This is a genomic window from Sphaerochaeta sp., from assembly GCF_050256055.1.
Lineage (GTDB): Bacteria > Spirochaetota > Spirochaetia > Sphaerochaetales > Sphaerochaetaceae > Sphaerochaeta.
The window spans coordinates 49,308-63,316 of the sequence record NZ_JBFWIJ010000002.1 but is presented as its reverse complement, the minus strand read 5'-3'; the positions used below and the strand labels follow the sequence as shown (position 1 = coordinate 63,316).

General features: G+C 49.5%; 12 protein-coding genes and 1 tRNA gene. 11 read left to right on the top strand and 2 right to left on the bottom strand.

What is annotated here, in order from left to right:
* Positions 1 to 41 precede the first annotated feature (41 nt).
* The 6 genes from AB7C91_RS01055 (at position 42) to AB7C91_RS01030 (ending at position 7,521) form a co-directional block, all read left to right on the top strand.
* Positions 42 to 4,478 carry an EAL domain-containing protein gene (locus AB7C91_RS01055; RefSeq protein ID WP_428588570.1) on the top strand — a complete coding sequence of 1,479 codons (4,437 nt, stop codon included), beginning with the start codon at positions 42 to 44 and terminating at the stop codon, positions 4,476 to 4,478.
* 36 nt (positions 4,479 to 4,514) lie between these two features.
* A tRNA-Val gene (locus AB7C91_RS01050) sits at positions 4,515 to 4,586 on the top strand.
* A gap of 83 nt (positions 4,587 to 4,669) precedes the next feature.
* On the top strand, positions 4,670 to 5,503 hold the full coding sequence (locus AB7C91_RS01045; protein WP_428588567.1) for a putative ABC transporter permease: 834 nt from the start codon (positions 4,670 to 4,672) through the stop codon (positions 5,501 to 5,503).
* A complete protein-coding gene (locus AB7C91_RS01040; RefSeq protein WP_428588564.1) occupies positions 5,496 to 6,182 on the top strand; it encodes a YggS family pyridoxal phosphate-dependent enzyme in 687 nt (228 codons plus the stop codon). The genes AB7C91_RS01045 and AB7C91_RS01040 overlap by 8 nt, the downstream gene beginning before the upstream one ends.
* Positions 6,182 to 6,514 (top strand): hypothetical protein, encoded by a 333-nt coding sequence (locus AB7C91_RS01035; protein WP_332448021.1) that lies wholly within the window; start codon positions 6,182 to 6,184, stop codon positions 6,512 to 6,514. The genes AB7C91_RS01040 and AB7C91_RS01035 overlap by 1 nt, the downstream gene beginning before the upstream one ends.
* Complete coding sequence (locus tag AB7C91_RS01030) at positions 6,514 to 7,521, top strand: RluA family pseudouridine synthase (protein ID WP_332448022.1); 1,008 nt, start codon at positions 6,514 to 6,516, stop codon at positions 7,519 to 7,521. Before AB7C91_RS01035 ends, AB7C91_RS01030 begins: the two co-directional genes overlap by 1 nt.
* Here the strand turns inward: AB7C91_RS01030 and AB7C91_RS01025 are convergent.
* Positions 7,454 to 8,062, bottom strand: a complete 609-nt coding sequence (locus AB7C91_RS01025; RefSeq protein ID WP_332448023.1) for an MBL fold metallo-hydrolase — start codon at positions 8,060 to 8,062, stop codon at positions 7,454 to 7,456. The genes AB7C91_RS01030 and AB7C91_RS01025 overlap by 68 nt on opposite strands.
* Positions 8,059 to 8,637, bottom strand: a complete 579-nt coding sequence (locus AB7C91_RS01020; protein ID WP_332448024.1) for a pentapeptide repeat-containing protein — start codon at positions 8,635 to 8,637, stop codon at positions 8,059 to 8,061. The genes AB7C91_RS01025 and AB7C91_RS01020 overlap by 4 nt, the downstream gene beginning before the upstream one ends.
* Before the next feature lie 73 nt (positions 8,638 to 8,710).
* Between AB7C91_RS01020 and rsgA the strand changes: the two genes are divergently transcribed.
* The 5 genes from rsgA (at position 8,711) to udp (ending at position 13,754) form a co-directional block, all read left to right on the top strand.
* A complete protein-coding gene (rsgA, locus tag AB7C91_RS01015; RefSeq protein WP_332448025.1) occupies positions 8,711 to 9,685 on the top strand; it encodes a ribosome small subunit-dependent GTPase A in 975 nt (324 codons plus the stop codon).
* Positions 9,627 to 12,017 carry an endonuclease MutS2 gene (locus tag AB7C91_RS01010; RefSeq protein ID WP_428588558.1) on the top strand — a complete coding sequence of 797 codons (2,391 nt, stop codon included), beginning with the start codon at positions 9,627 to 9,629 and terminating at the stop codon, positions 12,015 to 12,017. The genes rsgA and AB7C91_RS01010 overlap by 59 nt, the downstream gene beginning before the upstream one ends.
* 80 nt (positions 12,018 to 12,097) lie before the next feature.
* Positions 12,098 to 12,436, top strand: a complete 339-nt coding sequence (locus tag AB7C91_RS01005; RefSeq protein ID WP_332448027.1) for a GIY-YIG nuclease family protein — start codon at positions 12,098 to 12,100, stop codon at positions 12,434 to 12,436.
* On the top strand, positions 12,433 to 12,912 hold the full coding sequence (locus AB7C91_RS01000; RefSeq protein WP_332448028.1) for a DUF6530 family protein: 480 nt from the start codon (positions 12,433 to 12,435) through the stop codon (positions 12,910 to 12,912). Before AB7C91_RS01005 ends, AB7C91_RS01000 begins: the two co-directional genes overlap by 4 nt.
* A 56-nt stretch (positions 12,913 to 12,968) precedes the next feature.
* Complete coding sequence (udp, locus tag AB7C91_RS00995) at positions 12,969 to 13,754, top strand: uridine phosphorylase (protein ID WP_428588554.1); 786 nt, start codon at positions 12,969 to 12,971, stop codon at positions 13,752 to 13,754.
* The last annotated feature ends 255 nt before the right edge of the window (positions 13,755 to 14,009 follow it).

Here is a 14,009-nt window from a genome sequence, read left to right as displayed (position 1 = left end):
TGCTATGATGAGGTAATTTATCGGTTTGAGGTGTACGAGGTATGGAAGAAGAGCAGGAAAATGTCCCAAAGTATCGGGCTTTTCTCTCGATCAATAATCTTCCCGGTGGGGTGGGTGTGTATGAGTTCGGTGATGAGATTCGAGCCACCTACCTCAGCCGGGGACTTGCAAAGTTGCTGAGCTACGAAACCTGGCAGTATCATACCTATACGGAACTCAATCTGTTGGCATCGGTACATGAGAGTGATCGAAAACGTGTGGGTAAACTGTTTTCCAGTCTGAAGCGAACCCATCGGGAATTTGATGTTGAATTCCGTATTGCATCCAAAGAAATGCGATGGGTTCGAGTCTTGGGGAAGTTTGCTCGCTTTCACGGCCAATTTCCCGTCTATTATCTGGTCGTCAGTGATACGACTGAGGCATTTCTCACCCGGCTGAAGCTGGAACAGCAACATGCCAGACTGGATTTTGCCTTCTCCCATTCCAATCTGGAAATCTGGGAATATGAATTGGGAACCGACCAGGTAACCACACTCACCAGGACCATCCTTGGAGGGCATCCTTCACTTATAACCAAAAATCCATTGGGGTATCTGCTGGAACATGATTTGATCCATCCTTCGTTTAGTGAGACACTTCGACAGGATTTCTCAATGCTCAAGGAAGGTTTGGAACCTGATTCCATCCTTCTGGTACGGACCGGTCCTGCTTCGTATCGATGGTTGCGTTCCAGCTATTCCTTTCTCAGAACGTCGGATGGTGCGTGCACCAGCGCAATCGGTATTTTCAGCGATGTGCATGATGAGATTGAAACCCGTCTTGCTTCCTTGGGTGAAGATTACGCATTCTTTGCGGCTTTCAACCTGGAAAACGGAAGACCTTTGCTGGCCAATACCACGGTACGAAAACTCCTCGGGGGTTCGGTTTCCCTGTATGACGTGTATGAGCAACTGCTCAAACGTTCCATCAGGGCGGATTTCTTAGGGTTGTTTGCCCAAATCAGCACTGAGGATGCGCTGAGAACCTATATTTCCGAATCTAACCAGGACTTTACAGTGGAAGCAAAGATGCAGCATCCGCTCTTCCCGGCGAAAGGATATCCCTGGGTTCGGTTCACGCTCAGCATCTCCACCACCGGGGGAAATACCATCGGCTATATCGCCATCAAAGATATTGATGCAGAAAAAAAACGGGAAGCGAAATTGTTGGAACGTTCCCAGCGAGATGCATTGACCGGATTGTTCAATAGATTCTCTTTGGAAGAAATGATTGAGGCCCAACTCAGACAGACCGATGCCGGAGCCTATGGCTTCTATTTGATTGACATCGACCGGTTCAAAGGGATCAATGATACATTTGGGCATGAGATGGGTGATCGAGTATTGCGTATGGTCGCATCGTGTCTGTATACCTTCTTCCCGTTCGAATCGATAGTCGGGCGGTTGGGTGGTGATGAATTTATAGCTTTTGTGCCGAAAACCGATGAGTTTGGTCAATTTGGGACATTGGGGACTTCCTTCTGCAAACAGATTGCAACCGATACCAGCCTTGGCATGGAAGTTCATTGCTCGGTCGGGTTCTGTCTGGTACCGGAGGATGGAACAGCGTTCGACCAACTGTATCACCATGCAGACATTGCCTTGTATCGCTCCAAGGAACTTGGCAGAAATCGTTGCTTGCATTACGAAGCTTCCATGGATATGCAGAAAGCCATGGGCTGGATGAATCCTGAATGGGTGCTGGACAATCTGCCTGATTCCATCTATGTGTGCGATGCAGAAACCCATGCTCTGCTGTTTCTCAATCGAGCAGGTCGTGAACGGTTTGCTGTTCCTCCGGGGATCGGTTTGGGACGATGCCATACACGCCTGTTTGGTAGGGATAGTGTCTGCCCTTTCTGTAGCCTCGGGCAATTGGATTATGAAACATATACCCATCGGGTCATCACCACGGAGGATGGACAAACTCTGCTCTTCAAGGAAAAGCTGATCCACTGGAACAATCGTTCTGCGAAAATGACGGTGATGGTCGATCAAGTGAAGCAGGCGAAGAATATTTCAGCCAATCAACAGTCAAAAGACTTGCAACAGACTACACTTCCCATGGGAACCTATTTCCAACGGCTTTTCCTGTATGCAAAAAGTTGGGATTATGATTGTGAAGGTGATATCCTGACCCTTACCGGATTTGCCATGCCGCTACTATTCAGCAATTTGCATGATGATCCAAAGCAGCTCACTTGGTTTCAAAGTGAGGATGCAAAGTCATTTCTGGATGCGCTGCGGTCAATCCGAAAGACCGGAAAAAGTGAAACCCTGTTCTTTCGGTTACGGGAAACAGAGAAGATGCAAACATATGTTCCGTATCAAGGTACCTGCATGCTGTCACGAAATGCGCAGGGAGCGATACAGCGAATAGGTGGAGAGCTTGTGCCCTTCCTGGATTACCGTTTCACCACTGCCTATTCATCCTTGGAACACTTGATCAACGCACTTTGCATCCCGGTTTTGGTGCTGACTCGTTCTTCCTCTCCTCGATTCATTTTTGCCAACGCTGAATTCGGGAAAACCATAGGATCCTGTGAGGATGGAGCAGAATTCGATCCGTTGGGTTGGTTGGCGCCTGCATCCAAATCCCATCTGTTGGAAAAACTCAATGAGGAAGTGTTTGAAAGTGAGGTGTTGCTTGAGGATGTGAACCATCGGTGCTATGCAGCACACGTGCAAGCCGGTCCCTTGTTCGGGACGGAGCAAGTTGTAAGCATTTCATTGCAGGATATCAGTCGGGAACGCCAATTGTTTGAACTGAATACAAGAATGCAGAATTTTGTTGAGCAGAGTCTGCAGGGCATTGTGGTTCTGCAGATGGTAAATGCCCGTCTGGTCTTACAGTATGTCAATGAGACGCTTGCCGGCATGTTGGGATATTCGCGCATGGATTTGTCAGCTCGCTTGAGTGCGAACGTGCTTGAAATATTCCATCCTGAAGACAGGGCCTTGTTGTTGCGGGAAATAGAGTTGCAAAGTATGTGTACCTTGCACGTGGCCTTCAAATTGCGGCTCCGGCGGAAGGATGGAACCGATATCTGGTGTGAGATCACCTTCAGACAGACCGGAGTGGTGGGAATAGGCCAGCCTTTCAGCCTGCTCATTGCCGATATTACCAAGACCATGCAGACTGAACAGGAACGTGAACTAGCGCTCATGCAACTGCATGTAGCACAGGAACATCATGCATTGACGCTACTCTATACTCGACAGCGGTTCTACACCAAAGCCAGAATGTTGCTTGATGCCCATGAGGATGAGCGATTTGTCTGTATTTTCTGGAATGTGGAACGCTTCTCGGTCATCAACGAACTACTTGGGTTTGAGACAGGAAATGAGGTGTTGCTCTACCTTGCAGAGCGTCTGCGCCGGTTCTGCCAGAACAGGGGGGTGTATGCTCATTTGGAGGGCGACCATTTTGCCGCATGCATCCCGTTCTCCCGTTCCGATCTTGTTCAGGTATCGACGGCGATGGATTGCTCAGAGATTTCCGATCGGATAGGGTTTGTGGTTTCTCTGGTGTACGGCATCTACGAAATCGAGGATTTGCACATGCCGATCAACCAGATATTGGACCGGGCGATGAGTGCGGCAAAAACGATTCGATTCAATCTCCAAACGCCCTACGCTTTCTACACACCTTCCTTCAGGAGCGATACGCTGAACGAACAGGAAGTGCTCAACGACATGTCAGCCGCGCTTGAGCAGAATCAGTTCACTTTTTACCTGCAACCGATCTATCACCTTTCGACCATGACAATGGTCTCGGTGGAGGCATTGGCCCGATGGGACCATCCACAACGGGGGATGCTTCCGCCCCAGCAATTCATTCCCGTATTTGAACGATTCGGCTTTATCACCACCTTTGATATGTATATGCTTCGTATGATTTGCAGCTTCCTCGCCTCTGTACGCGATGCAGGCCTTCCCTTGGTCCCGATCGCCTTGAACCTTTCACGACTTGACCTTGGGAATCGTCAATTCGTTTCCACACTCATCGAGATCATTGACAAATACCGACTTGCCCATCATCTGATCCAGCTGGAGATAACCGAAACCGCCTACATGGAGAATCCCCGGCAGGTGCTGCAGGTGATCAAACATCTGCAGGATCTTGGATTTACCATTCTCATGGATGATTTTGGTACCGGCTACTCCTCTTTGAACATGCTGGCAGATCTTCCCCTGGACATCATGAAAATCGATCGATCGTTCATTCAGGATATCTTCGAGAATTCACGATCCATTCCAATCCTTTCCTCGTTGCTGCAACTTGGGAAGAACCTGGGCATGCCGGTCGTGGTCGAGGGGGTGGAGACCAAGCATCAGGAGGAACAACTTTTCAGTCTAGGGTGCGAGTATGTCCAAGGATTTCTGTACAACCAACCGATGGACCAATCCTCTTTTTTGAAACTGATCAGCGGTGGTTGACAGGTAAAGATGCTTTATGGTACGTTCATGTTCGTCGGCCGGATAGCTCAGCGGGAGAGCGGTTGCCTTACACGCAACTGGTCGGGGGTTCAAATCCCTCTCCGGTCATTTTGCATACCTTCGGGTATGCTTTTTTTATCTCTTGCCCCAAGACCAGGTAACCGCTATAGTGAGCAGGGATGAGGAGTGCCATGCAATTTGATCTCTTGGTATGCTATTTCTTTTGCTATGCTTTGCTCGGGTATGTTGTGGAAGTAGCTTATTGCTCGATACCTCAGAAACGGCTTGTGAACCGGGGGTTCCTCCATGGTCCCTATCTTCCCATCTATGGATTCGGCGCCTTGTTGATCATCCAACTGTTTTCCCGATTCACGGCCCATCCATTGTTGGTTTTCCTCTTGGCACTATTGGTGACCAGCTTGTTGGAATACGTCACCAGTTTTGCGTTGGAACTGTTCTTTCATGCAAAACTCTGGGACTACAGCACCCATCGGTTCAATCTGCAGGGAAGGGTATGCCTGCTCAATTCGACTCTATTCGGATTGCTCGGGCTGGTCGTGTTGTACGGCATCCAACCATTCATGGAACGCTTGCTTTCCCATGGTTCTGCAAGCATGCTGTCCTATCTGTCCAAGGCAATCGTATTGGTGATGGGCATAGATGCCACCAGTTCCGTATTCAGGATGACTGCATTCCAGAGACAGTTGCTTGAATTCAAGGAAAAGACGCAAGAGATCGAGCAACGGCTCTCCTTGCTTTCCAAGCTTCCGTCATCGCAGGGCATTGAGCTGCTGAAAGAAAAACTGGTCGCAGACCGTGAACAGTTGAGAAGTCACCTGCATGATTCGGCTAATCATATCCTCGATGCATTCCCATCCATCACCAGTGCAATCGAGGAACGGAGAGTCCAATTTGAATTGTTGCGGATGGAACAAAGAGATTGGATGAATCGGCGACGTGAGCAACGGATGAAATTCAGACAGGATGTACGAGCATTTGCCAAAAGGAAAAGAAACCATGACTGATTTGTATGAACGTTGGAAAACCGTGTTGGATTCATTGGCAGAAGCAGTGGAAAAAGCCGGGAGGAAACCGGAAGAAGTCCAACTGATGGCGGTAAGCAAAACCCATGCGTATGAACAAATTCTCAGCCTGCATTCCTTCGGGCAGTCGCTCTTTGGAGAGAACCGTATTCAGGAAGTACAGCAAAAATTCCCGATACAGCGGCCGAAGGATCTCAATATCCACCTGATCGGCCATTTGCAGTCCAACAAAGTACGGAAAGCTGTTCAATTGTTTGATGCGATTGATAGTGTTGACTCTCTGGACCTTGCCGTAAAACTCGACAAAGCCCTGGATCGGACGCTTCCCATCCTCCTTGAATTGAAAACCGCCCCGGAAGAGACGAAAAGTGGATTTGCACAGCAAGACGATTTGTTCAGAGCGTTGGATCAGATTGCCGATCTGTCCCATCTCTCGGTGCAGGGGTTGATGACCATAGGACCGCTTGAGGGTACAGAAACGGAGACCCGGACTGCATTCGCCCATCTGAGAGAGGTCGCAGAAGAAGCGAAACTGCGATTTCCCTCCTTATGTTTCTCTACATTGAGCATGGGTATGAGTAATGATTTTGGTTGGGCCATTGAGGAGGGTTCGACGATGATCAGAGTAGGGAGTGCCATTTTCGGGAAAAGGGGGACGTGATGAAAAAAGCATTTGCTTGCATGCTGATCATCCTGCTTTTGGTACCGGTTGGTGCATTCAGTGAACCATTGAAGGATTATGTGCCCTATCAACCGGATGAATTTCCGATTTGGTCCTATTCCATTCGACGAGCGGAAACCTTGTTTTTCGGCTCATTGGTCATCACCATGCCGGTGGCGTTGCTCCTGTACCGATTGGCCCAGACTGCCAACATAGTGAGCGCCCCGACAAACGATCTGCAGGCGTATTTGGTACAAGGCTCCATCGCTGCAAGCCTGTCCTTGGGCATCGCCGTCACCGATTACATTTTGGGGAAGGCGGAGAAACAGTAATGCCGAACAAAGAATCAATCATTGAGGAAGTTGTAGGCCCTTTGCAGGAAAGAATCCGGCTGGATGTGTATATCAGCAAGGTTTGTGAGGAAATTTCCCGTTCTACGCTTTCAGAGGAGAGTACCAGGATTTTCTTGAACGGAAAACCGGTGAAAAAAAGCAAACCGGTAGCAGAAGGCGACGTGATCAAGATCATCTATAGCCAATCATTCTTTGAGGGGCTTCAAGCGGAGAACATACCACTGAAGATCCTCTACGAAGATGCAGACCTGTTGATCATCGATAAGGAACAAGGTATGGTCGTCCATCCAGCGAACGGCAATTATGAACATACCTTGGTCAATGCATTGCTGTATCGGTACGGGATGCAATTTGCAGAAGCGCATACAGAAGAAGACGAGGAAGATGACGAGGAACGCGAGGGTGCGAGTGACGTCAGGCCTGGGATTGTGCATCGCTTGGACAAGGATACCAGCGGCGTGATGGTGATTGCTCGCAACCGGATCAGTCAACGTGATCTTTCCTCGCAGTTCAAGGACCGAACGACCAAAAAGGTATATATCGCCATAGCATCGGGCCGGTTTGTCGAACAAGAAGGAGTGATAACCGCCAATCTGAAGCGGGATATCCGAGATCGCAAACGATTTACCACCTGTGATGCATCCGAGGGAAGGACGGCCAAGACAGCCTATACGGTGCTTCGCCAATATAGTGGATGTGCGCTTTTGAGAATAACCCTGTTCACCGGGAGAACCCATCAGATCCGGGTGCATATGAAATCAATCGGGCATCCTTTGGTCGGTGATCCGATCTATGCGAAACCTGATGGACAAACCTTGATGTTACATGCCTTGCTGCTGGAAATCGACAGCCCGAGCTCTAAGCGGAGAATTCGCGCAGTTGCACCGATGCCGGTGCGGTTTCGCACCTACCTGCACACTATTCCTCATCCCGCCAATGTTCACGCTCCGTCTCGATCGTCCCGAGTTGGAGAAGATCATGATTGAACATCCGCTCAATCCTGAGTTTGCTTGCCGTTCCATGACCGGGAAAGAGGAGAATATTCTCATCGAGGGTCATCAGACGCTGATTGATGGAATGAATGAGCAGTGCCTGTTCCCTGTATCCCGGGGTACTCCCGATTCTGCCGCATAACAACGTGTCCCCGGTGAAGAGCGCATGGTCTACCTTATACACCATGCTGTCAAGACTGTGCCCCGGTACGTGGATGATCTCAATGCTCAGATCGCAAATATTGAGTAACTGTTTGTCCTGCACGATATCATAGGGGAATTCATAGGCACTGAACGCCGACGCATGCACCGTCACGTCATAGATTTTCTGCAGGGTCCCCAATCCTTCGATATGCGCGGTATGCCGATGGGTCAACAGGACATGGGTGAGTTTGAAATGATTTGATTCGATCAAGTTGATCAACTCGAGGTCGACGTGACCGGGGTCGATCAAAAGAGCCTCTCTGCCTTGTTTGGAGGCAACCAGATAGGTATTGCAAAAGCCGACCACTGAGAAGTGCTGGAAGATGGTCAATGGCGGGCCTCCTCGTAATTGGACCAACGAAACGAGACCCTTCGTTGATCGGTATACACGAAATCCGCTTTCTTGAGATTGCAGTCCTCGAAATCGGTATCCCGAAGATAACTGGAATTGAAGGAAGAGAAATAGAGATCGCAGTCGCTGAAGTTGCACCGATACGTATCAATGCCGCAGAAGTTGGTGTGAATGATGACTGAACCGGAAAAATCACAATCAATCATTTTACTCCCACTGAACACACTGTATCGTGATTGTATGCCGTTGAAACGGCAATTTTCGAAGAGACAATAGTCGAAGAAGGAATTGAGCAGATTAATATGGGAGAAATCGACATTGCGGAACGTGCACCATGCCATATTCGAGGAGACAATCGATTTCTTGGGAAGCGTGAGATTTTCAAATTCGCCGCCGGTGAATGAGAAATCCTGCATGTCTTCCCCACTGAGAAGATTAGCATTGCACAAGGCCCTCAGCCGTTCCTTGTCCGGAGCATGGCGATAACAAAACCGACCGTTTTCGCATACATAGGCATGGCATTGGGGGTGACTGCACGTCTGGAAATTGAACATAGCTTAACAGTATCAAATCATCTCAGGTTGTCAAGAGCAGATTTTACCGGTACAGTACATTCTGGGAGACGCGATGGAGCAACATATTGGGCTGATCACCCGAGGCATCAACAACATCTATACCGTGCAAGAAGGGGACACTTCCTATTTATGCCGGATCAAGGGCAAGCAGTTGTCCCAGATAGAAGAGGAATACAACCCATTGGCCGTAGGCGATAGGGTGTACTTCGTTCCTACCAATGGGGAAGAAGGATTGGTGCTTTCTCGTCTGGAGCGGAAAAACAGTTTTCAGCGTTGGAATGCCAAAGGAGGCACCAATCAGACGGTGGTTGCCAACATGGATTTGATTGTTTGTGTTACGAGTTCAGATACGCCGCCGTTTCGTCCCCGTTTCATTGATCGGGTGATTGCCTGTTCCCGCAATGTAGAGGTACTGATCGTAATGAATAAATGTGATATTCTGCTTACTGAGGACGAGTATGAGCGATTTGTCCTGTATAAGAAACTCGGGTATTCCATTCTCGGCGTAAGCGCCAAAACCGGTGAGAATCTTGATCGCTTATCTGCCTTGCTTGCAGGCAAGCTGGTTGCCTTTGTCGGACAGAGTGGGGTAGGGAAGTCGACGTTGATCAACAAGTTGTTGCACGTCGAGCAGAGAACCGGAGAAGTAAGTGAGAAATACAACCGCGGAAGGCATACGACCAATCATGCCTTGATGCTCAAGGGTCCGAACTTCACCATCGTAGACACCCCGGGTGTTCGCGAATTTTTGGTGCCGCATACTGAGAAATCGGAGTTGCTGCATGCATTTCCGGAATTTACACCCTATGCATCCCAATGTGCCTACGAAGGCTGCCTGCACCAGGATGAACCCGGATGTCGCGTAAAGCAAGCAGTGGAGGAAGAGGCCATCCATTATGACCGATATGAAAGTTATTTGAGGATGCTGGCTTCCCTTGATGAGAAAAAGCCGCAGTGGATGGGAAAGAATGAACGATCCAACTCGTGGCATGCCCGTTATGAAAGAGATGAATCACAAGAGTATTGAAGAATTGGGGTTTCCCCAGGTAGTACAACAGATCCAGAAGTTTTGCCTCAGTGAGGAGGGGGTTTCCTTCCTGCAGGCGATGGAATTCACCTCAGAACATGCGGACTTGTTTGAACGTCAGCAACGCATAGGCGCGTTGCTTCAGGTCCTCGATGCTCCAGGTGCTCCCCAGCTGTCCAGTTTTCCATCTGTCCAGGCGAGCGTGGAGATACTATCCATACCGACGCAACAACTCGAGGGTGGTATGCTCATCGAGCTCGCCGCTTATATTGACGCAGCAGAGGATATGCGCCGGCTGCTCTACCTGTGTACCGAGGATGGCAAGACGTTTTTGGTGCTGCACCAATTGATGGAAGAGCACATACACGCTGCATTGATCGACCTTGGTGGACATATCCATGCGGTGTTGGATGAATCCGGTCAGGTACGGGAGAGCCATCCTGCACTGAGTTCCTTGCGAAAGCAAGTGGAGTCCTTGAAAGGAGAACGTGCTCGCTTCTGCGGCCAATTCATTACCAAGCATCGCGATGCTATGCAAGCAGACCAGGAAGCGCTCAGGGATGGCCGATTGGTGCTTCCGGTCCGCAGCGACCGACGATCATTCGTACAAGGGTTCATCAGCAGCACATCCTCCAGTGGCAATACTGTTTTCATGGAGCCCTATGCCTTGGTTGAATTGAACAACTCAGTGGTAATTGCCCAAAACCAGATCCTCATTGAAATCGCCAAGATACTGAAACAGCTCAATGACGAAGCCCGATCCGTGTTGAAGTTGCTGATTCGTTTGTCTGAGCAGATAGGACAATCCGATGCATATTATGCATTGGCCCGTTGGGCTCAGCAATACGATTGCTCTGCTTCCGACCTACAGGTACAGCGATGTAATTTGGTCAAGGCAACTCATCCTCTGCTGGGAAAGAAGGCAATTCCGATATCCATCAGCTTGGACGAGCAGATTAAGGCGGTCGTCATATCCGGACCGAATGCAGGCGGGAAGACCGTTACCATGAAAACCGTAGGCCTGTTCGCATTGCTCAACCAGTTCTGTGGGTATCTGCCTGCACAAGAAGGGAGTTCCCTTCCCCTGTTCGACGCCATTTTCACGGATATCGGGGATGAACAGTCGATCGAGGAGCAGCTTTCCACATTCAGCGGACACATGAAGCAGGTCGGTTACATCGTGAGAACCATGACCAACCGATCATTGGTGATTCTCGACGAACTGGGCAGCGGGACGGACCCGGTGGAGGGTTCTGCGATTGCCCGTGCCATCTTGGAATATTGTCTGAAGCATGCAGAGCTTACCCTGATCACCAGTCATCATGGGGTGCTCAAGCAATTTGCCTATGCCAAGCAGGAAGTGATCAATGCATCGATGGAATTCAATGAACAATCCCACCTGCCCACCTTCCGGGTAATCCAAGGGCTGCCCGGTGAAAGCCATGCACTTGATACGGCTCGCTTGATGAAAGTACCGAAGGAAGTGGTCGACCGGGCCAAACAGTATCTAGGTAGTGAAGCGGTGCAGATAGGCTCGATCATCAAGGACCTGGAATCGAAACGAAGGGCGCTGGAACAAGAAGAGAAGGCGATGCATGATCGATATCTTTCGTTGCAGCAGGAAGTCAAACGCCAGCAACTGAAGGAACTCCAGCTCAAACAGCGTGAACATGCATTGCGAGATGAACAGAATACGGCTCTTTTCCGTTTCATGCGGGAAAAGCGAAAAGAATTGGAAAACTTGGTCAGCGATTTGAAACAGGGTGAACTTGATGCTACCAAAACAAAGCAGGTGAAAACCTACATTAAAAGCTTGGAAACAAAAGTAGAAGAAGAACAAACACAGCTGGAAGCGCAGCAGGAAGCCTTGGAACAGTTTGAACGGGTGGATCCTAAACAGCTAGCAGTCGGAACGGAGGTTTTGTGCGGGAGCGCCAGACGGTTGGGAACGATACTGAAACAAGAAGGGAGGCAACGGTTTCTCGTACAAGTGGGTTCGATGCGCATGACCTTGAAAGCCGACCAGATGACGCTTGCCAAGAAACAGGATGAACCTACGGTAGTGGTCATGTATCACAGTAGCGCTCCGGAACCTAAAATCTGTCTTGATGTCCGCGGGCGAACGCTTGAGGAGGCATTGAAAGCCTTGGATGAACAGATTGAGAGCGCCTTGGTGCACGGGATGTCGACATTTTCCATCATCCACGGGTATGGGGATGGTATTCTCAGCAAGGGAATCGGCGAATATCTGAAACATCATCAGCGGGTGCAGGACTATCGTTTTGCGCTTCCCGAGGATGGAGGCATGGGAAAAACCTACGTCATGCTCTGAAAAACCAAGCTCCTCTCTAGACAGGGGAGTTTCTTTTTAGCTATACTAAATTAGTAAATTACTAAAGAAGGATTTTTATGTTGAACAAAAAACAACTACGCAAACAATACGAAGATCGCAAACCTCCGATGGGTGTCTATCTGTTTGCATGTAATCGAAGTGGGGAACGGTATATCGGATGCAGCAAGGATTTGGAACACACCAAGACTACGCTTTTCTTTCGTCTTTCCTGTGGTGCTCTGGCCAGTTATCCGTCTCTGCAAAACCAATACAATGAGTTCGGGCCCTCGATATTCATCTTTACGATTCTTGAACAATTACCATACAGCCAGGAAATGGAGGACTATACGGACGACCTATACGTTCTTGCCAAATTGCATAGGGAAGAAAATCCTGGTAGCAAGGAGATACATGTATGAACATACCAACAACGTTGAAGCACAAACCGGTCATCGTGGTACAGAACTACGAGGAAGTCGATGGAAAGGTAGCCAATGCCAGTGACGCCAAAGGTTTGTCCATCGGGCTTGCCCAATGGAATGATCGTGGCAGTGTCGAGGCTTCTGCCAAGGTTTGGCGTTATACCGGAGAGAAGTGGTCGCGACAAAGCGAGGAACTGCCCTTGCATCGGGTCCTCGACCTTGCGATTCTCATCTGCAGGACCAATCTGTATTTTCAGGATGCGCACAAATACCCCGCCTATTATGACCCTGATAACCCGAGGATCGACCGGGTGGGCATGCAAGGCTCGGCCATGACGGTGGAAGTCTGCACGGACAATGCGATGATCGATACCGACATCCGTCTGCTCAGTGATGCATTATCCCGTGAAGGGGAACGGCTGGGCGAACGCTTCAGAGTGTTGGCGGACCTGCTTGAGAAGGCCGGATATTGAGGTTGGTTGCGTTGTGTTGCATCTGGTGGTAGGATGAGATTAGTCGAGGAGTCATTATGTCTGATTACATGAATGGAACCGGAATTCAATATCATCTGCATATCAAGGCCGGGGATGTAGGCCGGTATGTCATTCTTCCAGGGGACCCAAAGCGTGTTCCCCTGATCGCCAGATATCTGGATGATGCAAAACTCATTGCCGACAGCAGGGAGTTCGTCACCTATACCGGCTTTCTTGATGGAGAGAAGGTATCAGTCACATCCACCGGAATCGGCGGTCCGTCAGCGTCGATTGCCATGGAAGAGTTGCACAAATGCGGAAGTGATACATTTATTCGTATGGGAACCTGCGGAGGGATAGCTCTTGAGGTAATGGGTGGCGATGTAGTCATCGCCACAGCAGCGGTTCGTATGGAAGGGACCAGTCGGGAGTATGCACCCATTGAATTTCCTGCAGCAGCGAATTACGAGGTTGTCCAGGCATTGGTGCAAGCTGCCAAGCAATTGGACAAGACGCATCATACCGGCATCGTGCAATGCAAGGACTCGTTCTATGGGCAGCATGACCCTTCGCTGATGCCAGTCAGTTACGAATTGATCAACAAGTGGGAAGCATGGAAACGCCTGGGCGTATTGGCAAGTGAAATGGAGAGCGCCGCATTGTTTGTAGTAGCGGCTCATCTTCATATCCGTTGCGGCAGTGCATTCTTTGTGGTGGGCAACCAGGAACGGGAACTTCTGGGAATGGAGAATCCGAAACTCCATGATACCGAGGATGCCATCAAAGTTACCGTGCAGGCGATCCGCAACCTTATCCGCTTGGACAAGGAGAAGCAACGTTAGTTGCCTGTACTATTTCAAGGAAATGATTGTCCGAACCGTGAAAGGCAGGTCATTGGTACCTGCCTTTCCCAGTGTACAATGGCATCTACTTCTATGAAAAAGTTCGAATGTTCCACTCAAAGGGTAATTTTTTCCCGCTCTTCCCAGTCTTCTGATAAGTGTCTTCAGGTGTTGGGGTGCTACGATTTGCTCAGTACTTCGGCCTGAAGGCATGGGTATGGCTAGTTGCAGGGAAGCCGTGCAGCGATACAGAAA

Coding starts and splice junctions, on each gene's coding strand:
- AB7C91_RS01045 (WP_428588567.1), top strand. CDS start 4,670: ATGCAATTTGATCTCTTGGTATGCTATTTCTTTTGCTATGCTTTGCTC.
- AB7C91_RS01030 (WP_332448022.1), top strand. CDS start 6,514: ATGCCGAACAAAGAATCAATCATTGAGGAAGTTGTAGGCCCTTTGCAG.
- AB7C91_RS01040 (WP_428588564.1), top strand. CDS start 5,496: ATGACTGATTTGTATGAACGTTGGAAAACCGTGTTGGATTCATTGGCA.
- AB7C91_RS01010 (WP_428588558.1), top strand. CDS start 9,627: ATGAACGATCCAACTCGTGGCATGCCCGTTATGAAAGAGATGAATCAC.
- AB7C91_RS01035 (WP_332448021.1), top strand. CDS start 6,182: ATGAAAAAAGCATTTGCTTGCATGCTGATCATCCTGCTTTTGGTACCG.
- udp (WP_428588554.1), top strand. CDS start 12,969: ATGTCTGATTACATGAATGGAACCGGAATTCAATATCATCTGCATATC.
- rsgA (WP_332448025.1), top strand. CDS start 8,711: ATGGAGCAACATATTGGGCTGATCACCCGAGGCATCAACAACATCTAT.
- AB7C91_RS01020 (WP_332448024.1), bottom strand. CDS start 8,637: ATGTTCAATTTCCAGACGTGCAGTCACCCCCAATGCCATGCCTATGTA.
- AB7C91_RS01055 (WP_428588570.1), top strand. CDS start 42: ATGGAAGAAGAGCAGGAAAATGTCCCAAAGTATCGGGCTTTTCTCTCG.
- AB7C91_RS01000 (WP_332448028.1), top strand. CDS start 12,433: ATGAACATACCAACAACGTTGAAGCACAAACCGGTCATCGTGGTACAG.